Origin of the sequence: Kitasatospora cathayae, from assembly GCF_027627435.1 — a bacterium.
Classification (GTDB): Bacteria; Actinomycetota; Actinomycetes; order Streptomycetales; family Streptomycetaceae; genus Kitasatospora; species Kitasatospora cathayae.
On the sequence record NZ_CP115450.1, the window covers coordinates 7,354,971 to 7,377,690 of the forward strand.

A 22,720-nucleotide genomic window follows, 5' to 3' on the forward strand; every position below is an offset into this window, starting at 1 on the left:
TGGTCCCCGTCGATCGGTCCCAGCCGAGCCGGGGGCTTGCCGGGCGCCTGGCGCGGACGGTGAAAAAGGGATGGAGGGGATGGGGATCCAGCTGATAGCTTCTCAGCCGACCGTGACACCGCCCGAGGAGGTGAGACCCGTGAACGCTGTACCGATATGGGTGCTCCCCCTTGCTGTCACGACTGGCGACTGACGTAGCTCTCGCCGGGAGCGCCCCCTTGCCAGGCACTCTCGAAGGGCAACTGCCATGAACGCTTTCCTCTTCACCACCAAGTCCACCGCCGACGGCATCCTCGAACGCGAGTTCACCGTCAACGGCGTCCCCGGTGTCCTCTGGTCCCCCGAGCCCGGTGCGGACGGCGCGGACGACGTGGACCGTGCGCCGCTGGTCCTGCAGGCCCACGGTGGCGGCAACCACAAGAAGCACCCCGCGATGTCGGGCCGTGCCGCACGCCTGGTGCGCGGCTGCGGCTACCACGTGGCCGTCCTCGACGCGCCCGGTCACGGCGACCGGCCGCGCACCGAGCACGACGAGCAGGAGATAGCCGCCCTGTTCGCGGCCCGGGCGGCCGGCGAGCCGGAGGGCCCGATCGTGGTCCGCTACAACGACCACCTGGCCAGGACCGCCGTCCCCGAGTACCACGCGCTGCTGGACGCCCTCCAGCAGCTGCCGGAGATCGGAACCGACGGGCCGGTCGGGTTCTGGGGCATCAACATGGGCACCGCGATCGGTGTCCCGTTCGTGGCCGCCGAGCCCCGGATCACGGCCGCGGTCTTCGGCCAGCACTGGCCCGACGTGCTGGCCGAGTGCGCGAAGCGGATCACCATCCCGATCGAGTTCGACCTCCAGTGGGACGACGAGCACATCTCCCGCGAGGAGGGCCTCGCACTGTTCGACGCCTTCGCCTCGACGGAGAAGTCCCTGCACGTGAACTCGGGCAGGCACAAGGAGCTGCCCCGGTTCGAGGTCGACAGCGCGGTCCGGTTCTTCGCCCGGCACCTCGGCCGGGTGGTGAACGCTTCGGCGTGATGCGCGATCTGACGTCTCGCCGATGAGCAGCACGCGCCACTGTGGTGGGCCGATGTCAACGATCAGGCAGGTCCAGGTCACCTTCGACTGCGCAGAACCTGAGCGCGTCGCCCGCTTCTGGTGTGAGGTGCTGGGGTACGTCGTACCGAAGCCGCCGGAGGGGTTCGCCAGTTTGGGCCGATTACGAGAGTTCCCGTTCTCCTGGGGAGCGGGGTTCATGGTTCGCCTGCAGCGATCCCTCGGGGGTCGGTCCACGACTGTATTTCCAGCGCGTTCCCGAAGGGAAGGTCGTCAAGAACCGGGTGCACCTCGACGTGCGGGTCGGTACGGGGCTCGTGGGTGAGGAGCGCCTGGCCGCGCTTGAGGCCGAGTGCGAGCGAGTGGTCGCGCTGGGTGCGGTACGGCTGCAGCTGCTGTATGACGGCCACGATTCCTGCATCGTGATGCAGGACATCGAGGGCAACGAGTTCTGCCTGGACTGAGGATCCTCTGGGAGGCCGCTTCGGTCCACGGAGCGAAGCGGCCGCGGTGAGCTACACCGCCTGAACCACGGCTACGGCGGCCGCGCTGAACGCACGGACGCGGGCGGTGGCGCCGTCCGTGTGCCAGACCAGTCCCCACTCGACCGGCTCGGCGTCCGTAAAACGCACGTACGCGACGTCCGGACGGGCGAAGTACCGTCTGGCGTGCGCCCCGACCACGAAGACGCCCTCCCCGGCGCCCACGAGCGTGAGCGCCTCGTTGAACGTCATGGCCTCCGCCTCCAGCACGGTCACCCGGTTCAGGTCCGCCGCTGACAGGGCCTCGCGGCGGGCGTACGGATGCCCGGCCGGCACGGCGAGCATCCGCGCCTCGCGCACCAGGACCGGCCCCAGGACGACGTCCTCGGCTCCTAGCGGATGGAGGGTCAGCGCGAGATCGACCGTCCCGACGCGCAACCACGGTAGGACGTCCGGCAGTTGGGCCTCACGGAGTTGGACGTCGCAGTCGGGGTGCCGGTCGCGGAACTCCTGCGCGACGCCGACCAGCAGCTGGCCGGCTGCCGGTCCGGTGAAGGCGACCCGCAGCCGTCCGCTCAGGCCGCGCCCCGCGTCGACGGCCCGCGTGACCGCCGCGGTGATGCGGGACCACGCGGGCCGGAGTTCCTCGTAGAGGTCCCGCCCCACCGGCGACAACTCCGCCCGGCGGCTGGTCCGGTGGAACAGTGGGACGCCGATCCGGCGCTCCAGCTTGGCGATCGTCTGGCTGATCCGCGCCGTGGAGACGTGCAGCCGTTCGGCGGTGCGCCCGAAGTGCAGTTCCTCGGCGAGGGTGAGGAACGCCTCCAGCTCGTGCCGCTCCAGCATCCCGCCCCTCCTTCATTCGCTTCCATCGTTAACCGTGGCTTCACGATCGTGGCACGAACGCGCATTGATGGTCCACACAGCCCACAGCATGATCAGAGCTGTCGGAAGCACAGACCCTCGGAGGAACCCACCATGTACGTCACCCGCGACCGCGCCCTGACCGCCCCGGCCCACGACACCGCCGCGGTCGTCGCCGAGCTCCGGGATCGCGCGGAGATCATCGACGCGCTCTACCGCTTCGGCCTCGGCCAGGACCTCAAGGACAAGGAGCTGTTCGCCTCGGCCTTCGCCGTCGACGCCGAACTGGACTTCCGCCCGGCCGCCGCGAAGTGGGGCGCCGAGCCGCCGCTGATGTCCGGACGGGACACCATCGTCAGCACCATCCTGGCCATGTTCACCGGCCGGGTCGACACCACCCACCAGGTCACCAACCCGCGGATCACCGTCGACGGCGACACCGCCCGCCTCACCGCCCTGGTGGAGGCCCAGCACCTGCTGATCGCCGACCCCGCCACCCACGCGCTGCTGAAGAACCCGTACGACGTCGAACTGGTCCGCGACGGCGACCGCTGGGTCATCCGGCGGATGCGCATCGACAACACCTGGTTCGCCGGCGAGCCCAGCGCCATCTTCGGCTGACCGGGCCGGCCGGGCTGACCGGGCTGAGTGGGCTGACCGGGCTGACACGGTTGACCGGATCGTTCCGGATCGGGCCCCGATGGTGTCTTCAACCGGCGGGCCCGGGCCCGCCAGGATCGGGGCATGAACAGAGCACTCCTCGTCATCGACGTCCAGGAATCCTTCCGCCGGCTGGAGAAGTGGGCCGCCGTCTCCAACCCCGATATCGTCGGCCAGGTGAACAAGCTGGTCGCACGCGCCCGCGCCGAAGGGGACCTGGTCATCTGGTTCCTGCACGCCGACGCGGGCAGCGGGACGGTCTTCGACCCCGCCCTCGGGTACGTTCGGATGATCGACGGGCTGGTGCCCGCCGAGGGCGAGCCCGTCATCACCAAGACCTCCCACAACGCGTTCACCACCACCAACCTGCAGCAGCAGCTCACCGAGCGCGGCATCCGCGAACTGACCGTCAGCGGCATTCGCACCGAGCAGTGCTGCGAGACCACCACCCGGGTCGCCTCCGACCTCGGCTACGACGTCACCTTCGTCACCGACGCCACCGCGACCCACCCGATCGAGCACCGGGACGCGCCGCCCGGGCGCAGCCTGGCCGAGATCCTCGCGGACCCGCGCACCCTCTCCACAGAGGAGATCACCGCCCGCACCGAGTACGCGCTGTCGGGCCGCTTCGCGAGGATCGCCACCGTCGAGGAGCTGACCGGATCGTGACCCGCGTCGTCTTCCTGCTGGTCCCGCAGCTGCAGCTGCTGGACCTCGCCGGGCCCGCCCAGGTCTTCTCGACCGCGGCCGATCTGGGGCTCGGGTACGAGATCGGCTACGTGGCCGAGCAGGAGGACGTCACGACGGCGCAGGGGCTGCCGCTGCGGGCCGCCACCGAGTGGCCGCCGCTGTCGGCCGGGGACCTGGTCGTGGTCCCCGGCTGGCGGGAGTCGACGGTCCGGGGCGACGGGGGCCCGTCCCCCGCGGCGCTGGAGCGGCTGGCCGCCCACCACGCGGCGGGCGGGACGGTCGCCAGCATCTGCACCGGTGCGGCCGCGCTCGGCCGCGCCGGGCTGCTGGACGGCCGCCGCTGCACCACCCACCACGACGCGCAGGACGAACTCGCGGCCCGCCACCCCGGGGCGTACGTGGTGCGCGACGTGCTCTACGTGGTGGACGGCCGGGTGGTCACCTCGGCGGGCATCGCCAGCGGCATCGACCTCGCGCTGCACCTGGTCGCGGGCCGGCACGGGCCCGCGGTGGCCGCCCGGATCGCCCGCGAGATGGTCGTCTACGCCCGGCGCAACGGCGACGAGCAGCAGACCAGCGCGATGCTCCGGCACCGGGCCCACCTCGTCGACGCCGTCCACCACGTGCAGGACCTGATCGACGCCCGGTTCACCACCCGGCTGCGTCTGTCGGAGCTCGCGGCCGCGTCCGGCGTCAGCGAACGCACCCTCACCCGCCACTTCACCGAGGCCACCGGCCTCACTCCGCTGCGCTACCAGCAGGAGCTGCGGCTGGAACGCGCCGAACACCTGATCTCCCACGGCGCGACCGCCGAGGCCGCCGCCCGAGCCGTGGGCTTCCAGGACGCCCGAATGCTCCGCCGCCTGCGCGCGCGAACCTGAGGCGCCGCAACTCCTGGTGAAACAAGGACACTTGTCGCCATGCCGTGCTGGACAGCCGTTCCGCTCGTACTCGGTCGATACCCGCTTCGGAATGTGGGCGGTCCAGCGCAAGGACACCGGTGTGGTCGTCGGGACGGTGCTGCTGGTGCCCATCCCGGACGGCGACGGCGAGATCGAGGTCGGCTGGCACTTCCACCCCGACAGCTGGGGCCAGGCTTCGCCACCGGAGCCGCCCGAGGCGCCGTCACCAAGGGCTTCGCCGACGGCCTGCCGGAGATCCACACCGTGGTCCGGCCCGACAACGAGCCCTCCCCGGCCGTGTGCCGTCGGCTCGGCATGACGCCCCGCGGCCGGACCGGCCGCTGGTACGGCATGGAACTGGAGTGCTTCCACCTGCCGCGCCCGTGAGTGTACGGTTCCCGCCGGTACGGTCGAACGCATGTTGCGTCCTGAAAGCTGGTCCAGGCTTGCGGGTGGGAGTCCCGTCCGGGTAGACACCGGAGTGAGCGGCACGTCGATGCGGACGCTGGCGAATCTGTATCTGCACTACGCGTTCGACATGTGGCTGGCGCGGGAGTTTCCGCAGGTCACGTTCGAGCGCTACTGCGACGATGCGGTGATCCACTGTGGCAGCGAGAGGCTGGCCCGCCGGGTGTGGGATGCTCTCGCACAGCGATTGGCGCAGGTCGGTCTGGAGTTGCATCCGGACAAGACACGCATCGTGTACTGCAAGGACGCCGACCGGCGCGGCTCGTACGAGCACACGTCGTTCACGTTCCTCGGGTACACGTTCCGGCCCAGGCTGGCCAAGAACCGGTTCGGGAAGCACTTCGTGAACTTCCTGCCCGCGGTCAGCAAGGAGGCGATCAAGGCGATGGGCAAGGAGATCCGTTCCTGGCGCGTCGCCTGCCGCAGTGACAAGTCCCTGATGGACCTTGCGCGGATGTTCAACAGCATCGTGCAGGGATGGATCAACTACTACGGGCGCTTCTACAAGTCCATGTTGTATCCGCTCCTGCGGCGCATCAACGACCTGTTGGTGCGCTGGGCCTGCCGGAAGTACAAGCGACTGCACCGCCGCGAGAAGCGGGCGAGGGAACTGCTGGCGGGCGCCGCCCGCCGCTACCCGAACCTGTTCGCGCACTGGCGGTTCGGCCTCAAACCCGACGGCTGGACGATGGGAGCCGTGTGAGCCGAGAGGCTCCCGCACGGTTCTGCGAGCGGCGGCGGGTGAGATTCCCGCCGCCGACTCTCCGTGTCGTCCTGTGCCGGTCGGTGAGCAATGCCAGGAACGCCTTGGCGGCGGTCGGGGAGATCCTCGGCGAGCTGGGGCTGGAGCTGCACCCGGACAAGACGAAGGTGGTAGACCTCAGAGAGGGCCGGGAAGGACTCGACTTCCTCGGCTGCCACTTCAGAGCCCGCTTCTCGGGCAAGGTGTGGGAGAAGTACCGCAAGGTCCGCTTCTACCTGCACCGTTGGCCCTCACAGGCGGCGATGAAGCGACTCCGGGACAAGGTCCGCGAGCGGACCGACCGCCGTCGGTCGGGATGGGACATCCGTGAGGTGATCGCGGAGTTGAATCCGATCCTGCGCGGCTGGGGCGCCTACTTCCGAACCGGGAACGCTGCCCGGAAGTTCACACAAGTCGATGACTATGTGGTTTGGCGTCTCCGCAGATTGATGGTCAAGAAGCGACGTCTGCGTGGCACGATCCGCTATCCGAAGGCGGCGTAACCATGCCAAGAAGATCACCGGTAAGCCGTGTGCGGGAAAACCGCACGCACGGATTGAAAGGGGACGGAGGAACCGGGCCCGGCAGGGCACCGCGCCTCCAACTACCAATGACTGAACTCAGTGACTGGACCTACGTGGTGACCGACATCGAGGTTGACGGCCCGTGGGCGGGTGCGAACTCGATGCGGTCCTTCGCATCCGTCGCCACGACGATGGACGGGCGGACCTTCGGCGAGTTCGAGGCCGTCCTCGAGCCGCTCCCCGGGTCGGCACCCAACCCGCGCACCAAGGAGTGGTTCGACTCCGAGCCGGGCACCTGGGAGGCCGCGACGGCGGACCCGGAACCCGTCGTCGACGTGCTGCGCAAGTACGTGGACTGGATCCGGTCGCTGCCCGGGCGGCGCGCGTTCGCGGCGGCGCCGCTGTCCTTCGACGGCCTGTGGATCGACTACTACCTGCGCCGGTTCACCCCGTACGGGCTGCACCAGGGCCCGTACGAGCAGGATCCGCTCTTCCACGGGCCGGCGCTGTGCCTGCGCTCGTACACGGCGGCGCTGACCGGGCGGCCGGGCGCTGACCTCGCCGCGCCGAAGCTGCCCCCGCACTGGCTCGGCGAGGTGGAGCACACCCACAAGGCGATCGACGATGCGCGTGGCTTCGCCAACCTGCTGCACTTCCTCGCCCGGAACGCCGGGGCGCCCGCGATCGCCCTCGACGCGTGAGCTGTGCATCGATCGCGTAGCGCACACAGAGCTTCTGGTCTCGGATGTGACACCTGCTGACGGCATGGCCGCTCCCGGTTCGGGAGCGGCCACGATCGAGCAGTACACGATCGATCCGACGTCTGGTACCGCTCGATGCTCGCCAGCGCCGACGCAACGCCCTGCTCGCCGAGTTCACCCGCGACGGCGCCGACCTCCTCGGCACGGCCACCCCCGCCGGTCCGCCAACCGACTGCTCTGACCCGTTCCGCCCGGTGACAGGGAAGGACGGCGCGGCCTCGGGCGGCCGCGCAGACGGACGGCTCGGCGTAGGCGGAAACTCCTGCAGCCGAGGTCAAGTGACATTCGTCCGGCGGCACTTGATTAGGCGCCTGGTCACTTCCACAGCTGGTCGAAGGTGTGGATCGCCTGCTGGGCGGCGGGGGCGAGGGTGTTGGTGGTGGCGGGGGAGCCGGCCGGCTGGAGGAGGTGGGTGACGTCCTGGAGGGTGACCAGGCCGGGGCCGCCGGTGCCGGCGGTCTTGAGGGCGTCGACCAGCGGGCCGGTGCTGGAGCAGGGCACCTGGGTGTCAGCGGTGCCGCAGGTCACCATGACCTTGGTGGCCGACCGTACCTTGGCGGCGAGGTCGGCCGGGTTCACCTCGTCGTCGGTCCGGGTGAACTTGAGATCGCTGTTGAGGTCCTGGAAGACCGCCGCGATCGGGTCGGGCATGCCGGTGGTGTCGGCGGGCCGGCCGGCGCGGATGGCGGCCACCCCGCCGGTGACGGCGGTCTTGACGGTCGCGGCCTGAGTGGGGTCGAGCTGCCCGGCGGAGACGGCGGCGTCCACCTGCTGCTCCAACTGGAGGGTGACCAGGTCGAGCAGGCGCATGCCCTGGGGCTCCAGCAGCGCCAGTCCGGCGGGGGCCGGCGCCGGTTTCGGGTCCTGGTCGACCTCCAGGGCCATCAGGGCGCCCTCGCTGTGGCCGGCGATGAGGAGCTTGTCCGGGTCGGCGCCCGGTTGGGCGGCGAGGAACTGGTAGGCCACGGTGGCCTGTTGGACGAAGGCGTTGAGGTCGAGGCCGCCCGGGTCGTTGGCGTAGCTGCCGAGGCCGGTCCGGCCGGTGGCGTACTTGTCGTAGCGCAGGGTCATGATCCCGTCGTCGCCCATCAGCTGGGCGAGGTCCGAGAGGGTGTCGGGCATGAGCCGCGGGGGCTGGTTGCCGTTGCGGTCGGTCGGTCCGCTGCCGGGCAGCAGCAGTGCGGCCGGCATCCTCGCGTTGGCGGGGCCCTGCGGGATGTGCAGGGTGCCGTAGGTGGTGGTGCCGTTGACGACGAAGGACACCTCGTGGTCCCCGGGGCTGGTGGACGGGCTGGCCTGCATCAGCGCGGCGGCGTTGAAGGACGGCGCGCCGGAGGCCGCGGAGCGGTCGGCGCCGCCGCCGGCGCAGCCCGCCGTCCAGCCCAGTACGGCGACCAGGGCGAGCGCCGAACCGGCGGCGGCCGCCGGACGGGACGAGGGTGTGCGCAGGGGCATGGGTGACTCCGGAGGGTCGGGGGACGGGCCGCCCACCAGTCGAGCCGACGCCGCCGCGCCGGTGGTCGTAACAGGCCGGACGAGGAGTCCGAATCCACTGTTCGGGCGAACGCCTCAGGAGGCCGCGCGCAGCACCGCCGGGGTCGGGCCGTTGGGGCGGACGGTGATGCTGAAGGCCTCGCCGTCCGGGCGGGAGAGGAACGTCAACGGGCCCAGCGGGAGGAGGAGTTCGAGTAGGGCGGTGCTTTCCCGGAGGGCGAACTGGGTGCCCAGGCAGGCGCGGGCGCCCAGGCCGAAGGGGAGGTAGGCGCCGAGGTGGGCGGGGCGGTCGGCGCCGGGGGCGAAGCGGGTGGGGTCGAAGCGCTCCGGGTCGGGCCACAGGGCCGGGTCGCGGTGGGTGAGGTACGGGCAGACCAGCACGTCGGTGCCGGCGGCGACGCGGTGGCCGGCGATCACGTCGTCCTCGAGGGCGTGCCGGGGGAGCAGCCAGGCGGAGGGGTAGAGCCGGAGGGTCTCGCTGACCAGGGCCTGCGGGTCGGCGTCGCGCGCCCCGGGGTCGCGGTCGAGCAGCAGGAACAGCCAGGTGAGCGTGGTGGCGGTGGTCTCGTGGCCGGCGACCAGCAGGGTGACCAGTTCGTCGCGGATCAACTGGTCGGTGTATTCGGGGTGTTGGTCGGCGGCTTCGAGCAGGACACGGAGCGCCCCCGGCTCCTCGGTGTCCGCGGTGCGGGCCGCCTCGATCGCGGCGTGGGCGACGGCGTCGATCCGGGCGAGGTCCTCGGCGACGGCGTCCCGGGCATCGGCGGCGTTGGTCGGCAGGGTCGGCATCGCGGCCACCACCCGTTCCACCGACCGCAGTTCGGCGTCCGTCCGGTCGTCCAGCGCCAGTCCGGTGAGCGCCCGCCAGACGGTGTCGAGGGCGAAGCCGCGCATCTCCTCGGCCACGTCGAAGGTCTCCCCGCTGCGCCGGTACCCCTCCCAGCGCTGCGCCGTCCGGAGCGCGGCGGCGGCGATCCGCTGCTCGTAGCGGCGCATGCCCGGACCGGTGAACTGGGACTGCAGCAGCCGCCGTTGGCGCTTCCAGGCGTCCCCGGTGGCGGACAGCACGCCGTCGCCGACCAGCATCCGGGCCCGGTGCGAGCGCTTGACGTACCGGTCGGGATGGCGGCCCAGCACGTGCTGCACCGCGGCCGGGTCGGTGACCAGCACGGTGGGCGTCGGGCCGAGCCGGAAGGCGGCGATGCCGCCGATGCCGCGCTGGGCCCGGGCGAGCAGCTCGACCAGCTGGGCCTCCTCGGCGCGCCACTGCTCGACGACGTCCGCCGCCAGCTCCGGGACGGGATGGGCTTCCGTGGTCACGCGGGTCTTCTCCTCGGGTCGACGGCCGGGGGTGTGGAAGGTCCGGGCTGACTGTACGCCAGACGGGTGGGTTCTAGGTGAGGCGCGATTACTTTCGGTGAGCCGCGGCCCACCAGGCCACCCGGGCGGAGGACAGTCCCGGCGTGGACGAACGGGTACGGATCGGCGGGGCCGGTCCGGCCCCCTTCTCGCCCGCCCCTGACATGGGAGGCCGTATGCCCAGGACCACTCGCCATGCCTTCCGTCCGACCCTCGCCCGGAGCACTCGCCGCCTCGCCGCTGCCGCTCTGCTGGGAGCGGCGCTGACGGCCTGCGGCGGCGGTGGCGGCGCTCCCGCCGCCTCCAATGCTCCGACGGACGGTTCCCAGCCCTCGGGAGGGCAGTCCGAGGAGGGCAGGACCCGCGCAGGGGGGAACTCGGGGTCGTTCGCGAGCGCGGGCCAGCCGAAGGCGCTGGCCGAGGTGTCGGGCAAGCGGGTGAGGGTGGTAGTGGTGCCCACGACCAGGCCCATGGCCGAGCCCATGGCCGACTCCACGACCGCGGCCGCGGCCGGGCCCTCGTCGTCCGAAGTCCCGGCCGAGATCAGCAGGGTCCACGACTGCACGAACAGTACGGGCTTCGCCACCCCGATCAGCCGGGAGGTCACGCTCGTCAACGGCGTGAGCCCGCCCGTGGAGTTCATCCTCCCGGAGACGCCGCCCGAGGGCGACAGCGCCAGGATCTGTTACACGCTGGCCATCGGCGGCGAAAGCAAGACCGACGAAGCCGCACCGGCGTCCGGGGCCTCGCCGACGGGCGGGCCTTCCGGCCTGAGCAGCAGCCCGACCGTGAGCCCGAGCGTCGCGGGCCCCACCAGCGAGAGCCCCACCAGCGGGAGCCCGACCAGCGGGAGCCCGAGCGTCGCGAGCCCCACCAGCGAGAGCCCCACCGGCGAGAGCCCGAGCGTCGCGCACCCCACGAACGAGGGCCCGAGCGTCGCGAGCCCCACCGGCGAGAGCCCCACCAGCGAGCGCCCGAGCGTCGCGCGCCCCACCCGTGAGAGCCCGAGCGGCGGAACCACTTGAGCCCGGTGAAGGAGGCGTCGGCCGCCGGGACGCCGGCCGCCGGGGAGACGACCGCCTGGATCACCCGGATCGCCACCTGGGCCGCCCCGACGACGGTGGTCACCGCGCTGCTGTTCTTCTTCGGCTACGTCTACACCAGCGCCTACTACGACTACTTCGGCATCGACAGTTCGACACTCGGCTTCGACACCCGGGAAGTGCTGGTGAAGGGCGAAAGCCCGCTCTTCCTGCCGGCCGGAGTGGTCGCCTTCGTGGCCCTGGTGCTCGCGCTGCTCTTCCACATGGCGAGCAGGTTCATCCGGCAGGGGCGGGACGGAGCCCGGATGGTCCGTCGGGCCGGCTGGGCCACCACCGTGGCGGCCCTCGTGCTCCTGGTGTTCGGCTTTCTCGCGGGCCTCCAGGTGATCCGACCCGGCAGCCTGGGCACCCCGCTGATGATCGGAGGCGCGCTGCTGCTGATCGTGCTGGCGCGGATCCTGATCAGACGCAGTAGCGGCGGCGGTCATGCGTTGTCGGGGGAGCGGGCCGCGATGGGCATCGCCGTGGCGATCACCGCGCTCTGCATGTTCTGGGCGGCCACGTCCTACGCCTCGGACCGGGGGAGTGCTCAGGCGAAGATGGTCGGGAGGAACCTCTACACGCGCCCCGCGGTCATCCTCGACACCACCGAACGCCTCCACCTGGACCTCTCCGCGTGCGCCGACCCCAACAGCCGCGCGTGCCGCAAATCGGAATGGAACGGTCTGAGGGAGACGGCGCTCCCGGACGCGGGGCAGCAGGACCGGTTCCGGTACCGCTACCACGGGCTGCGCCTGCTCGCCCAGTCCGGCGACCGGATGTTCCTCCTCCCGGACCACTGGACCTGGGAGCACGGCGACCTGCTGATCCTGCCGATGGACGCCAACGTCCGGGTGGCCCTCCACCCCGGCTGACCGCGGTAGCGCCCACCCGGCTGCGCCGCGGTCCGTCCCCCTCGACGGACCGCGGCGCAGCGGCTCGTACCGTCAGAGGACGTGCGTCACACCGCCTCCCACAGGGCCGGGACGATCGGCGGCTCCCAGCCGACCTGGGCGGTGCGGGCCAGGACGCAGCGGTAGCTGACGCCGTTGTAGGTGACGATGCCGCCGGCCTGGTAGGGACTGCGCGGCCTGCGGGAACGCCTCGCGCCCTACGCGCAGCTCGTCCGCCAGGTGCGGGAGGCGCTCAGGCTGGGCGTGCTCAAGCCCGGCGACCGCCTCCCGGCGGTGCGGGACGTCGTCGTCTCCTGCACGGTCAACGCCAACACCGTGCTCAAGGCCTACCGCGAACTCGAGCACGTAGGCCTGGTCGAGGCCCGGCAGGGCTCCGGCACCTTCGTCACCGGCTCGCTCGGCGCCGTCGAACCGCACGACATGGCACGGCTGCGCACCGGGCTCTCCCGCTGGGTCGGCGAGGCCCGACAGGCCGGGCTCGAGGACGAGGACGTCAAGGCCCTGGTCACCGCGGTGCTCGCCGAGGAGCCGGCCGCCGCCCACCGCGGCCAGTGGCACGGAGCCGAGGCGTGATCGTCACCGAGCCGGCGCTCACGGTGCGCGGGCTGACCAAGAAGTACCGCGGCGTCACCGCCCTGGACGACTGCAGCTTCACCCTCCCGGCCGGCGGCGTGATCGCCCTGGTCGGAGCGAACGGCGCCGGGAAGTCGACCCTGATGGGGATCGTCAGCGGCATGGTCCGCCCCACCGCCGGGGAGTACCGGACCGGCGGCCGGGTCGTGCTGCTATCCCAGGACAAGCCGCTCTACCGCACCTTCAGCGTCGCCGACATGCTGGACTTCGGCCGGCACGCCAACCACGTCTGGGACCAGCGGCGCGCGCTCGGCTGGCTGGAGCGGTTCGGCATCCCGCTCGACCGGCGCTGCGACAAGCTCTCCGGCGGCCAGCAGGCCCAGGTGGCCCTCGCCGTCGCGCTCGGCGCCTGCCCCTCGCTGCTCCTGCTGGACGAGCCGCTGGCCAACCTCGACCCGGTCGCCCGCAAGGCCGTCACCGGCGAACTGCTCGGCGAGGTCGCCGAGACCGGGATGACCGTGCTGCTCTCCACCCACGTGGTGGCCGAACTCGCCGGCGTGGGCGACCACCTGCTGCTGCTGTCGCACGGCCGCAACATCCTGGACGGCGACGCCGACGACCTGCTCGCCCAGCACCTGCGGCTGACCGGCCCGCGCTCCGAGCGGCCGCCGGTCGACGGGGAGGTCGTCCACCAGACCCACACCGCCCGGCAGTCCACCTTCGTGGTGCGCGGCCTGCTCGGCGCGGCCACCCCGCTCGACGCCCCCGGCTGGACGGCACACCCCGTCACCCTCGAGGACATCGTCCTCGCCTACCTCAAGACCTCACTCGGGGAGACCGGACTTTGAGCGCATCCACCACCCCCCGGCGCCGGCCGCCGACACCCGGCCCGCACCCGCCGCCCGGGGGAACCTCTGGCGCGGCATCGTCTGGCTCACCTGGCGCCAGCACCGGGCCCAGCTGATCTCCTTCACCGCCGTCACCGTCGTCATCCTGGTCTGGATGGCCGTCAACGCCGCCGAGCTGCAGAGCGCGCTCGACCTGTGCCACGGGCCGGACTGCGCCAAGGCCGTCGCCGACGACCGGCTCGCCCGGATCAGGGACGCCGCCGACATCGCCGGCTACCAGCTCAACTCGGTGACCTTCCTGTCGGCGATGATCGGCACCTTCCTCGGGGTGCCGCTGCTGGCCAAGGAGTACGAGCACCGCACCCTGCTGCTCGCCTGGTCCCAGGACATCAGCCCGCAGCGCTGGCTGCTCGGCAAGCTCGCCGTGCTCGGCACCTTCGTGGTCGTGCTCTCCGCGGCGCTCTCCGCGGAGAGCCTGCACGTCGCCCGGCTCGTCCACCTCGCCGACCGGCGCAGCCTGTTCGAGGGGACGCTGTACCAGGCCGGCGGCTGGATGCCGCTCACGCTCGGCCTCGCCTGGGGGATGCTCGGCGTGGCGGTCGGCGCGGGGCTGCGCCGGCTGCTGCCCGCCTTCGCGGTGGTGCTCGGCGCATTCGGGGCGCGCACCACGCTGATGGAGCAGGTGCGGCCGCACCTCCTGGAGCCGCTCACCCGGGTGCTCCCGCTCGGCCCGGACCGCAGCGGCGACCCGTACGCGGCGGTGCCCAACGAACTCCTGCTGGACGGCGGCAAGTCGCCGTTCGTGGACGCGGCCGGAAGCGTCCACGCGTACGGCGACGTGATGACGCAGTACTGCGGCAGCATCCCGGAGGGGCGGGGCGACGCCTTCGTCTCCTGCCTCAAGCAGCAGGGGCTGGTCGGCATCCAGCAGAGCTACCAGTCGGCGGGGCGGCTGGGGACGTTCCACCTGATCGAGAACGGGATGAACCTCACCGTGTTCGTGGTGTCGTTCGCGGTCGCCTGGTGGCTGGTGCGGCGGGCGCGGACCTCGGCGTAAGGCGTGTCCGAGCCGGGGTCAGCCGGCGATCCCGGCCGCGCGCAGCCGGCGCTCGACCTCCTCCCAGGTCGGGGTGGCCGGGGCGGTCCGGTGGGTGCCCATGCCCTTGTCCTTGAAGCCGCTGGAGGTGGAGACGCACACCACCGGGCCGTCCTCCGGCGCCTGTCCGCCGAGGCTGCGCAGCCCGGCCAGTCCGGCCGCGGCCGACAGCTCGGTCCACAGTCCGGCCCGGGCCAGTTCGCCCTGGGCGTCGGCGAGTTGACGGTCGTCCACGAGCAGCGCCCGGCCGCCGCTCGCGCGCACCGCCAGCACGCCCCGGTAGCCGCTGACCGGCGAGGCGATCGAGTACGCCTCGCTCGCGCCGACCGTCACGTGCGCGGCCGGCGCGCCCTCGGCGAACGCCCGGTGCAGCGCCCCGGAGGCCGCCGACTCGCAGGCGAACACCCGTGGCACCCGGTCGGCGAGGCCCAGCCGGCGCAGCTCCTCGAAGCCCTTCCAGACCCCGAAGAGCAGCTCGCCGTACCCGGTCGGGACGAACACCGCGCTCGGCACGCCGACGTCCTGGAAGATCTCGTACGCGACGGTCTTGTAGCCCTCGGGCCCGTACGCGTGCCCGGTGTGGGTGGTGGTCAGGTTGCTGACCGGGTGCAGGCCGAGCCGCTCGACCACCAGGCGCAGCAGCGGCCAGCGGGCCTCCCACGGGACGGGCAGCACCACGGCGCCGTAGGCGTTGAGGAAGGCGTCCACGGCGGGCGGTGTGTCCGGGCCGGTGAACACCACGCAGGGCAGCCCCGCACGGGCGGCGTAGGCGGCCGCCGAGGCACCGTGGTTGCCGGAGGACGCCACCGCGATGCCGGGCGCGCCGACGCCGACGGCGGCGCTGGTGGTGCAGCGGTTCAGCCGGTCCTTGTGGCTCCAGGTCGGGTTGCGGGACTCGTCCTTGACGTACACGCCCGGCTCGATCTCGACCAGCGGGGTGGCCCCCTCGCCGAGCCCGGGCGCCGGCAGCGGCGGCAGCAGCGGCGCCCACCGCTCCAGGCCGCCGCGGGCCCGCACGGGGGAGAAGAGCGCGGCCGGGTCGGCCTTGTCGTAGGCGTAGTCGACCTCGACCGGGTAGGAGACGTCCTCCGTGCTGGTGCGCGGGCAGCCCGAGGTCAGCGGGGGCCAGAGGGGGTAGTCGTGGGCGGGGTCGCCGAGCGAGCGCTGGCCGGTTGCGAGGGAGTCGTCGATTGCCATGTAAGCAGCCTAAACGGGTTTCAGGTGCTACATGACGGGTTTTCGAATCCTCGGTTCCGGTCGGCGGTCGTGGTGCTGTCGGGCTGCTACTGGGTCTGCCCGTTCCGGCGGACGGCCGAGACGTCGAACTCCAGGACGACCTTCTCGCCGACCAGGACGCCGCCACCCTCCAGCGCCGCGTTCCAGGTCACCCCGAAGTCCTTGCGGTTGATCGTGACCGAGCCCTCCAGCCCGACGCGCAGGTTGCCCTGGGGGTCGACGGCGTTGCCGGTGTACTCGAAGTCGATCGACACCGGGCGGGTGGTCTCCTTGATGGTGAGGTCCCCGGTGACCCGGTACTCGCCGTCCCCGCGCGGCTCGACCGCCGTGGCGACGAAGGTGATGGTCGGGAAGTTGGGGACGTCCAGGAAGTCGTTGGTGCGCAGGTGCTGGTCCCGCTGGGCGACGCCGGTGTCGATGCTCCCGGCCTGGATCGTGAGCCGGGCGGTGCAACGGCTCGGGTCGCTGCCGTCCAGGTGGGCGGTGCCCTCGAACTCGTGGAAGGCGCCGCGGACCTTGGTCACCATGGCGTGCCGGGCGACGAAGCCGATCCGGGTGTGGAGGGGGTCGAGGACGTAGTCCCCGGTGAGCTCGGAGAGGTCGGCGGTCATGGTCGGAGTCCTCCTGTGGCGGGTCTCGTGCCCCGGCCCGGGCGCGCCCCGGGCGGTCCCCGGACCACGCTAGGTGCTGTGCCGCGCCGGGGCGCGTCGGATTGCGCCGTCCGTCGGGTGTGGTGAGGGTGGCCGGGCGGGGAAGGGACATCGGGAGTCGTACGGGACTGGAGGCGGGATGGACAGCGGGATACGGGCGATGGTCGACGCGGTCGACGAGGCGCGGCGGCAGCTGCGGGAGAACGCGCTGCCGAAGGCGCGGGAGAGGGGGCGGGAGCCCGTTCCGACTGCCGAGGAGGCGGCGCTGGCGAGGGCGCTTGCCGCGCTGGTGGAGAGCGCGGCGGAGCTGGCCGAAGCGATCTCAGAGCGGATAACCACTCCAGACACCCGCAAGACCTACACCTTGGCCCGCGACCGGCTGCGCCGCGAGGCGCGCAATCTGGCTGGTGACGAGAAGGACATCACCAGGCGCGCCCGCTGACGGCTGCCGGTGCCCCCTCCCTCCGGGGTAGGGGGCACCGGCGCTCTCATCGGTCGCTCACCGGTGGCTGGAGAACTGCACCACCTGTTGGTAGGTCGGCCGGTTCTGCCAGGTGGTCTTGTCGTCCGTCACCCCGCCCAGCGGGCGCTGGATGATGGTGTCGGCGCACCACTGGTCGCCCGCCGCGCAGTCCGCGTCGCCCGGGTAGACCTGGGCGGGGGTCTGGGCGGCGGCCTGGCCCAGGGTGGTAAGCAGGACGTTCCGGCAGGCCATGAGGTCGCCCCCGCCGCAGAAGGGGCGGGCCAGCGGTCCGGCGACCGGGTCGCCGAGGACCGACCGGAGGTCCTTGTCCAGGTAGCTCCACCAGCCGTACTGGAAGGCCGAACCCTTGTGCGGGATCGACTCGTTGGCGCTGACCGTGCCGCCGCCGGTGGCACCGGACTGTCCGCCGGAGGGCGACTCGTTGATCTGCAGCGCGCCGGTCAGGGAGGTGAACAGCTGGTCGCCGAGTCCGGGCCGCATGACGCCATCGGCGAGCAGCGGCCACCAGGCGTCCAGCACCCGGATCGCGGTCGCGTCCGCGTAGTCGTGGCTGCCGGGTGAAGTCTCCTTCCGCTGGCCGCCGTCGGCGAGCCAGGCCTCCAACTGCTGGAGCGCGGCGGCGGCGGTCGGGTCGGTGACCGGGGCACTGCGCAGCACCCGGATCAGGTCGGGCAGGACGTCCTCGGCCCGCAGGTCGGCCACGGCGGCGCCCTCCATGGCCTGGGTGAGCGAGACCCGGCTCACCTTGCCGCCGCCCTGCAGCAGTGCCTTGACCCGGTCGTCGAGCAGGTTGGCGCGGTGCACCGAGCCGTTGCCGAAGCCCGCGGCGGTGTAGCCGCCCGCCTGCTTGTTGTTCCAGGAGATGTAGTAGTCCTGGTTCACGGACTGCGGGTGCTCGGCCGGCGGGGTGTACCGGGCGGTGTTGGTGGCGGGGTCGAAGTCGGCCCATTCGTACGCTGGTTGGGCGAGGACGGGAAGTCCGGGGTCGACGCCGGGGGCGCGCACCGGGTTGCTGCCGGAGTTGTAGTAGGCGATGTCGCGGGAGTCGGCGTAGAACCAGTTGAAGGTGTAGTTGATGTCCTGCGCGGCCCGCTGGAAGCTCGGCGCGTCGTGCACCGCGCCGGGGTCGTTCAACTCCTGGAAACCGATGATGGAATCGGCCTCGTGGCGGTAGGTGGAGCGCAGCGAGGTGAAGGCGACGGGCGTGCCACCGACGGTGCCGCGGGCCGTCACCAGACCGTAGTCGGAGCGGTACATCACCAGGGTGTACGAGCCGGCCGGGGTGGAGTCGGCGGTGGTCGGACTCCACGCGTCCTTGCGTTCCAGCCGGTCAAAGGGTAGGCAACTGCCGTGCCAGAGGTAGGAGTTGGCGGCAGTGGTGACCGGCGAGCCGTCGGTGGTGCAGAGCGGGACGGCATAGGTGTCGGTGATGTCCTGCCCGGCCGAGGTGGCGCTCCAGGCGTAGTCCTGGCCGCGGCCGAGCTGCACGTAGAAGCTCAGGCCGGCGAAGGCCGCGCCGCGGGCGCTGATCCCCGGGCCCTGGAGCTCCTCCAGCATCAGCAACTGCGGGGCGAAGTAGCCGGTTTGCGGGCCGAACACGGCGACCGGGTGGCCGTCGTCGGTGTGCGCGCCGGAGACCAGCAGGGCGTTGGACATGCCGTGCTTGGCGGTGAGCAGGTTACCGGGCAGGATGCCGTCGGCCTGCGTGCTCGCGGTGGTCGTGGTGGTCGCGGTGTTCGCGGAGCCGGTGGCGTCGTAGACCATCCGCTCGGGCACCACCGAGCCGGGGTCGGGCAGTGCCTGGCCCTGCGGGTCGTCGGGCACGGTCGCGTACGGGAAGCTCTGCCCGTCGTGCAGAGTACGCACGGCCTCCGGGTCGTCGGCCTCGCGCAGCGACCGCCACACCGCGTCCCCGGCGTCCTTGCCGTACCGGGCCTCGGCCGCCGACTTGACCTGGGCGGAGGCGAGTTCTCCGCCACCGCCGGAGCCGAAGAGCGCGCCGATCACCGAGGCCAGGGCGACCAGGTCGGTCAGCTTGAACGGCTCGATCGAACCGGCGTTGGTGATCGGGTCGATGTGCCCGGTCAGGTCGTACTCGCCGGGGAAGGTCCGGCCGTTGTACGCCTCGGTGGCGTACTGGTTGATGCCGTCCAGGTAGGCGTTGGCGTCGGCGAGCGCCTGGGTGGCCCGGCCGCCGCGGGCGGCGAGCGCGTCGATCTGCTGCTGCAACTCGGCCTCGGTGTACGGCGCGGCCTGCCAGAAGCTCTGCTCCAGCTGCCGGTTGGCCGCCGCGCCACCCGCGAAGCCGGACAGCTGGCCGCGGCCGACGTGCCGGAACAGGTCCATCACCCAGAGCCGGTCCTGCGCGGCCGCGTATCCCGCGCCGAACTCGGTGCCGTACCGGGTGGTGCCGGTGATGTGCGGGACGCCGGTGGCCTTGTCGCGCACGATCGTCACGTCCGGGCGCGGACTGGCGGTGCTGGCCACCTGGTCGGCGGGCACGCCGAAGGACGCGTCGTTGAAGAAACCGCGCAACCCGGCCTCGGTGAGCCCGGGATAACCGGAGGCGAGGGCGGCGTACGGGCCGAGCTGGTCACCGGTGTGCGCGGGGCGAGTGCCGAACATCCGGTTGAGCAGGATCTCGGCGAGCGTGGCGTTGCCGTTCTCGCCGGGCGGGAGGATGTCGGTGCAGCGGCCGCCGCAGTAGTCGGGGGCGGCGGCGGTCGTGGTAGCGGTCGCGGTCGCGGCCGCCGGGGCGGTCAGGGCGGCGGTCACGAACAGGGCCGTCGCAAGGGCGGCGGCCGCCGCCGGCAACCGGCTGCGTCGGGTGGATCGGCCGGATCGAGTCGGGAGTCGGAGGGGGTGGGGGCGTAGGCGCAAGGCGAGCTCCTCCGTCGAAGCCACGGGGAGTCGACGGTAGGGGCGCTACTGGCCGGTTGGCTAGTGGCGCGCATGCCAGTTCGCCTGCGGTGTACCCGAGTTGAACCACGATGCGGCTGTTTGTTCAGCCCCCGGAACCCGCCAGTGCGAGGGCCCGCCGGCGGATCTCGGCAGCCTTCTCCACGTCGCTACCGGACACCGCGTCGACCCCGGCCGGTGTCCGTCGGACATCATCGTGTGGCACCACCAATGGTGGCTGCGCCCGGTCGTTGAACGCCATGGGCCGGATCGTGGCGTGTGACCGGCGCGTCCGGCCTTGTCGTGTGGGTGGTGGTCGACTCTCACTGTCAGTGAGGTCGGCTAGGGTCACTCGCGTCGGTGGAGATCGTCCGTCGTGAGTCGGCGGGGCAGGGGGCGTGTGGTGACGGGGACTGGGGTGGAGGCGGGCCGGCTTCGGGCGGTGCCGGAGGGAATCACGCACGGGGTCAGTCGGGAACTGCTCGCGGCTGGGGAGTTGTGCTGGTCGCGGGCGTACCTGGACCTGGAGGCTTCGGGGGAGGAGCCGGTGCAGTCGGCCGCGTCCTGGTACGAGCGGCAGGGGGTGAAGGGCGGCGTCGAGGGGTTGTACGTGCTGGGGGAGGCACAGTACGAGGCCTTCGAGGGGCCGGTCACGGTGCTGCTGGACGGTGTGAGCGGTGAGGTGTTCCTGGCCCGGCCGGACAGTGATGACGTGCTGCAGCGGGATCTGTTGGCCAGCAGTCCGGAGTGCCTGATCGCGCTGGCAGCCGAGATCGAGGCGGTCGGCGGGAAGGCATCGTACGGTGTGGCGGCCGTCGCCGAGGTCGAACGGGCCGTGCGGCAACGGCTGCGTGAGGCCGACCCGGAGCTGTTCCGGCGGACGGACGACCGGCCCGCGCACTGGGAGACGGCGCTGACGATCCGTGCCCTCGCCTGGGGTGCTGGGGCCGGGGGCCCGGAGGAGCTGGCGTACGCCGTCACGCCGGTCCTGGTCGAGGACCTGGCGACGTTGGCGGGGGAGGGTAGCGTCCGGCGCTTCGAGGAGGCCGAGCTGCCCGCGGGTCTCAGCCACGGTCCGACCCGCCGCCTGCTCACCGAGATCGGCCTGCCGGTCTCCGACCGGTGCGTGCTCAGTGTCGATGCCGAGGGGCCGCTGCGCACGCTGGCGGAGGGCTTCCCGGAGAACTACGGCCCGGACGGCGAGGACGACGAGGACGAGTCGTCGACCCGTCCGCACCAGGCTGACTTCCTGCTCGTCGGCGGATGGATGTACGACTTCGTGGTCGCGCTCGACGGTGCCACCGGTCGGGTCGAACTCCCGGACTGGTGGGACGACGGCGAGCCGGCGGCCTACCTGCACCGCGACCTGTCCGCCCTGCTGTACACGCTCTGGACGTTCGAGCGCCTGCGTGCGGCTCGGCGCGAGGCGGAACACCCGCGGACGCCGGGGCCGTGGTCGGTGTTCGAGCCGTCCGAACTCCTCGACAGCGTGGCCGAGGGTGTCATGCGCGCACTCGATCCGGAGGCGTTCGCCAGCGAGAGCCACTTCTGGCCGATACGGGTCGACGACGGGCACATGGGCGGTTTGCTGGAGTGACGGAGCGAGTGGCGACCTGAAGGTGTTCGCTGGCCGAACCGCGCGGCTGCTGGACGGGAACGACGGTGACGCGCCGCTGGAACTGATCGTGGAGCCGTGGGCCGAGGCCTACCAGATCCTGCCGGGTCAGACCCGCGTCATTTGTCACTCACTCGCCGACGGACGACGGTTGCTGGTCCGGAACGCTGCGCCGGGACGAGCCCTTCCAGGTCGACCATCGGCGGGATCCGGTCACGGTGTGGGCCAACGGCCCTTGCTACCACCTCAGTGACCTGGCGGGCAATGCGATCGATGCGGCCGACTGGCAGTGCCCCGGCCCGGGGGCCGGATTCTGCGGCGGCGGGTTGGCGCCGGGGCCTTCGCCGCGACCGAGGACTGCTCCCGTGGCGGAGAGGAGCACCGCGCGGGTGTGGCTGCCGCCGGCGTCGATGCCGAGGTGGAGGGGACTGTTCATCAAACGGCTCCCGGGGTCGGATTCCTGGGAGCCGAGCACACTTCGGGGGTCGGCAGGCGAGAACAGGGCTGCCGACCCCCGGTGCCGTGCCCGGCTCAGTCGGGCAGGTGCAGGGCAGGGTCCGCGGGGCCCTGGGTGTGGCGGGTGAAGCGGACCTGGAGGCCGGCGCGTTCCGGGGAGCAGCAGAACGGGCCGGCCGTGGCGGTGGCGTCCGGGGCGAGCGGCGCGAGGCGGACGAGGCGCCAGGGGCCGTCCTCGCAGCGGGCGCGGATGGTCACGGCGTCGCCGGTGCGGCTGGCGCGGATGGTGACCGGGCGGCCGTGCCAGTCGGGGACGGGCGCGAGCGACCAGTCGGAGACGCCGTGGGTGACCACCGCGCCGACGTGCGGGAGGCCGTCGCTCATCTCGACTCCGGCTTTGATCCAGGTGCTGGGGTCGACCCGGATCAGCAGGCCGGCTTGGTCGTAGAGGGCAGTGAAGTCCGCGAGGAAGGTGACCTCGGAGGCGCTGCCCGGCGGGAAGCCGGTGAGCAGCGCGTGCCCGTCGTCGCGGACGAAGCCGTAGCTGGTGGTGCGCCAGAAGTCGGTGCGGTCGCGGGCGGTGACCAGGAGGTCGGCGCCGTCAGTCCGTACGTGCTCCGGTTCGTTGAGCCAGCTGCCCTCGTGCCAGGGGATGTCGCGGGGCGGATGGTGCATGCGGACGTCCTCTCGGTTAGCTTCCTGAAAGTTGCTGAAATCACTGGAAGGACATCCAATCACTGGCCCGGGCGGCAAACGCCGACCAGGGTCAGGGCTTGAGGACCAGGCGGATCGGGTTGCCCTCCTTGCGCTCCAGCGCCTCGACCGCGCGGGCGGCGTCGGCCAGCGGGAAGGTGCCGCTGACCGAGCGGGCGGG

Annotated in this window: 22 protein-coding genes and 3 pseudogenes; 17 read left to right on the top strand and 8 right to left on the bottom strand. The window is 72.0% G+C overall.

Annotation, left to right across the window (positions count from 1 at the left end; genetic code table 11):
- The first annotated feature begins 247 nt into the window (after positions 1-247).
- Together O1G21_RS33270 and O1G21_RS33275 are read left to right on the top strand one after the other, a co-directional pair.
- A complete protein-coding gene (locus O1G21_RS33270) occupies positions 248-1,030 on the top strand; it encodes an alpha/beta hydrolase family protein (RefSeq protein ID WP_270148917.1) in 783 nt (260 codons plus the stop codon).
- 52 nt (positions 1,031-1,082) lie between these two features.
- Positions 1,083-1,512, top strand: a pseudogene (locus O1G21_RS33275) (VOC family protein).
- Positions 1,513-1,563: 51 nt separating this feature from the next.
- Here O1G21_RS33275 and O1G21_RS33280 read toward each other — a convergent pair.
- On the bottom strand, positions 1,564-2,376 hold the full coding sequence (locus O1G21_RS33280; RefSeq protein ID WP_270148918.1) for a LysR family transcriptional regulator: 813 nt from the start codon (positions 2,374-2,376) through the stop codon (positions 1,564-1,566).
- A gap of 132 nt (positions 2,377-2,508) precedes the next feature.
- Between O1G21_RS33280 and O1G21_RS33285 the strand changes: the two genes are divergently transcribed.
- The 8 genes and pseudogenes from O1G21_RS33285 (at position 2,509) to O1G21_RS33315 (ending at position 7,081) form a co-directional block, all read left to right on the top strand.
- Complete coding sequence (locus O1G21_RS33285) at positions 2,509-3,015, top strand: nuclear transport factor 2 family protein (RefSeq protein ID WP_270148919.1); 507 nt, start codon at positions 2,509-2,511, stop codon at positions 3,013-3,015.
- A gap of 123 nt (positions 3,016-3,138) precedes the next feature.
- Positions 3,139-3,723: a cysteine hydrolase family protein gene (locus O1G21_RS33290; protein WP_270148920.1), complete on the top strand. Its 585-nt coding sequence runs from the start codon at positions 3,139-3,141 to the stop codon at positions 3,721-3,723.
- Positions 3,720-4,625, top strand: a complete 906-nt coding sequence (locus O1G21_RS33295; protein WP_270148922.1) for a GlxA family transcriptional regulator — start codon at positions 3,720-3,722, stop codon at positions 4,623-4,625. The genes O1G21_RS33290 and O1G21_RS33295 overlap by 4 nt, the downstream gene beginning before the upstream one ends.
- 91 nt (positions 4,626-4,716) lie before the next feature.
- Positions 4,717-4,907: pseudogene (locus O1G21_RS41860) on the top strand (GNAT family N-acetyltransferase); the annotation flags it as partial.
- A gap of 3 nt (positions 4,908-4,910) precedes the next feature.
- A complete protein-coding gene (locus O1G21_RS33300) occupies positions 4,911-5,033 on the top strand; it encodes a hypothetical protein (RefSeq protein ID WP_270148925.1) in 123 nt (40 codons plus the stop codon).
- Positions 5,034-5,064: 31 nt separating this feature from the next.
- Positions 5,065-5,817 (top strand): group II intron maturase-specific domain-containing protein, encoded by a 753-nt coding sequence (locus O1G21_RS33305; RefSeq protein WP_270148927.1) that lies wholly within the window; start codon positions 5,065-5,067, stop codon positions 5,815-5,817.
- 83 nt (positions 5,818-5,900) lie between these two features.
- Positions 5,901-6,359, top strand: coding sequence for a group II intron maturase-specific domain-containing protein (locus O1G21_RS33310; RefSeq protein ID WP_270148929.1), 459 nt, complete (start codon positions 5,901-5,903; stop codon positions 6,357-6,359).
- Positions 6,360-6,466: 107 nt separating this feature from the next.
- Positions 6,467-7,081 (top strand): hypothetical protein, encoded by a 615-nt coding sequence (locus O1G21_RS33315; protein WP_270148931.1) that lies wholly within the window; start codon positions 6,467-6,469, stop codon positions 7,079-7,081.
- Between the two features lie 375 nt (positions 7,082-7,456).
- On the opposite strand, the gene O1G21_RS33320 is transcribed toward O1G21_RS33315, so the two are convergent.
- Positions 7,457-8,596 carry an alpha/beta hydrolase family protein gene (locus O1G21_RS33320; RefSeq protein WP_270148933.1) on the bottom strand — a complete coding sequence of 380 codons (1,140 nt, stop codon included), beginning with the start codon at positions 8,594-8,596 and terminating at the stop codon, positions 7,457-7,459.
- 114 nt (positions 8,597-8,710) lie between these two features.
- A complete protein-coding gene (locus O1G21_RS33325; RefSeq protein ID WP_270148936.1) occupies positions 8,711-9,955 on the bottom strand; it encodes a cytochrome P450 in 1,245 nt (414 codons plus the stop codon).
- Positions 9,956-10,464: 509 nt separating this feature from the next.
- On the opposite strand from O1G21_RS33325, the gene O1G21_RS33330 reads away from it, so the two are divergent.
- Both O1G21_RS33330 and O1G21_RS33335 read left to right on the top strand, forming a co-directional pair.
- Complete coding sequence (locus O1G21_RS33330) at positions 10,465-11,019, top strand: hypothetical protein (RefSeq protein WP_270148938.1); 555 nt, start codon at positions 10,465-10,467, stop codon at positions 11,017-11,019.
- Entirely contained in the window at positions 11,016-11,951 is a 936-nt protein-coding gene (locus O1G21_RS33335; RefSeq protein WP_270148939.1) for a hypothetical protein, read from the top strand. Before O1G21_RS33330 ends, O1G21_RS33335 begins: the two co-directional genes overlap by 4 nt.
- Before the next feature lie 86 nt (positions 11,952-12,037).
- On the opposite strand, the pseudogene O1G21_RS41495 reads toward O1G21_RS33335, so the two are convergent.
- A pseudogene (locus tag O1G21_RS41495) lies at positions 12,038-12,148 on the bottom strand (carbohydrate-binding protein); the annotation flags it as partial.
- A 19-nt stretch (positions 12,149-12,167) separates the two neighbouring features.
- Between O1G21_RS41495 and O1G21_RS33340 the strand changes: the two are divergent.
- The 3 genes from O1G21_RS33340 (at position 12,168) to O1G21_RS33350 (ending at position 14,468) form a co-directional block, all read left to right on the top strand.
- Positions 12,168-12,563: a GntR family transcriptional regulator gene (locus O1G21_RS33340; protein ID WP_333493565.1), complete on the top strand. Its 396-nt coding sequence runs from the start codon at positions 12,168-12,170 to the stop codon at positions 12,561-12,563.
- Positions 12,560-13,411, top strand: a complete 852-nt coding sequence (locus O1G21_RS33345) for an ABC transporter ATP-binding protein (RefSeq protein WP_270148940.1) — start codon at positions 12,560-12,562, stop codon at positions 13,409-13,411. The genes O1G21_RS33340 and O1G21_RS33345 overlap by 4 nt, the downstream gene beginning before the upstream one ends.
- Before the next feature lie 154 nt (positions 13,412-13,565).
- Positions 13,566-14,468: a hypothetical protein gene (locus O1G21_RS33350; protein WP_270148942.1), complete on the top strand. Its 903-nt coding sequence runs from the start codon at positions 13,566-13,568 to the stop codon at positions 14,466-14,468.
- An 18-nt stretch (positions 14,469-14,486) separates the two neighbouring features.
- Here the strand turns inward: O1G21_RS33350 and O1G21_RS33355 are convergent, their stop codons facing one another.
- Positions 14,487-15,704 (bottom strand): threonine synthase, encoded by a 1,218-nt coding sequence (locus tag O1G21_RS33355; RefSeq protein ID WP_270148943.1) that lies wholly within the window; start codon positions 15,702-15,704, stop codon positions 14,487-14,489.
- Positions 15,705-15,790: 86 nt separating this feature from the next.
- A complete protein-coding gene (locus tag O1G21_RS33360) occupies positions 15,791-16,354 on the bottom strand; it encodes a YceI family protein (RefSeq protein WP_270148944.1) in 564 nt (187 codons plus the stop codon).
- Positions 16,355-16,553: 199 nt separating this feature from the next.
- Here O1G21_RS33360 and O1G21_RS33365 point away from each other — a divergent pair, with 199 nt between their 5' ends.
- Positions 16,554-16,835 carry a hypothetical protein gene (locus O1G21_RS33365; RefSeq protein WP_270148946.1) on the top strand — a complete coding sequence of 94 codons (282 nt, stop codon included), beginning with the start codon at positions 16,554-16,556 and terminating at the stop codon, positions 16,833-16,835.
- A 57-nt stretch (positions 16,836-16,892) separates the two neighbouring features.
- On the opposite strand, the gene O1G21_RS33370 is transcribed toward O1G21_RS33365, so the two are convergent.
- A complete protein-coding gene (locus O1G21_RS33370; RefSeq protein WP_270148948.1) occupies positions 16,893-19,652 on the bottom strand; it encodes a penicillin acylase family protein in 2,760 nt (919 codons plus the stop codon).
- 565 nt (positions 19,653-20,217) lie between these two features.
- Between O1G21_RS33370 and O1G21_RS33375 the strand changes: the two genes are divergently transcribed.
- Complete coding sequence (locus O1G21_RS33375; RefSeq protein WP_270148950.1) at positions 20,218-21,372, top strand: SUKH-4 family immunity protein; 1,155 nt, start codon at positions 20,218-20,220, stop codon at positions 21,370-21,372.
- Between the two features lie 549 nt (positions 21,373-21,921).
- Here O1G21_RS33375 and O1G21_RS33380 read toward each other — a convergent pair.
- Positions 21,922-22,521 (bottom strand): DUF1349 domain-containing protein, encoded by a 600-nt coding sequence (locus O1G21_RS33380; protein WP_270148952.1) that lies wholly within the window; start codon positions 22,519-22,521, stop codon positions 21,922-21,924.
- Between the last annotated feature and the right edge of the window lie 199 nt (positions 22,522-22,720).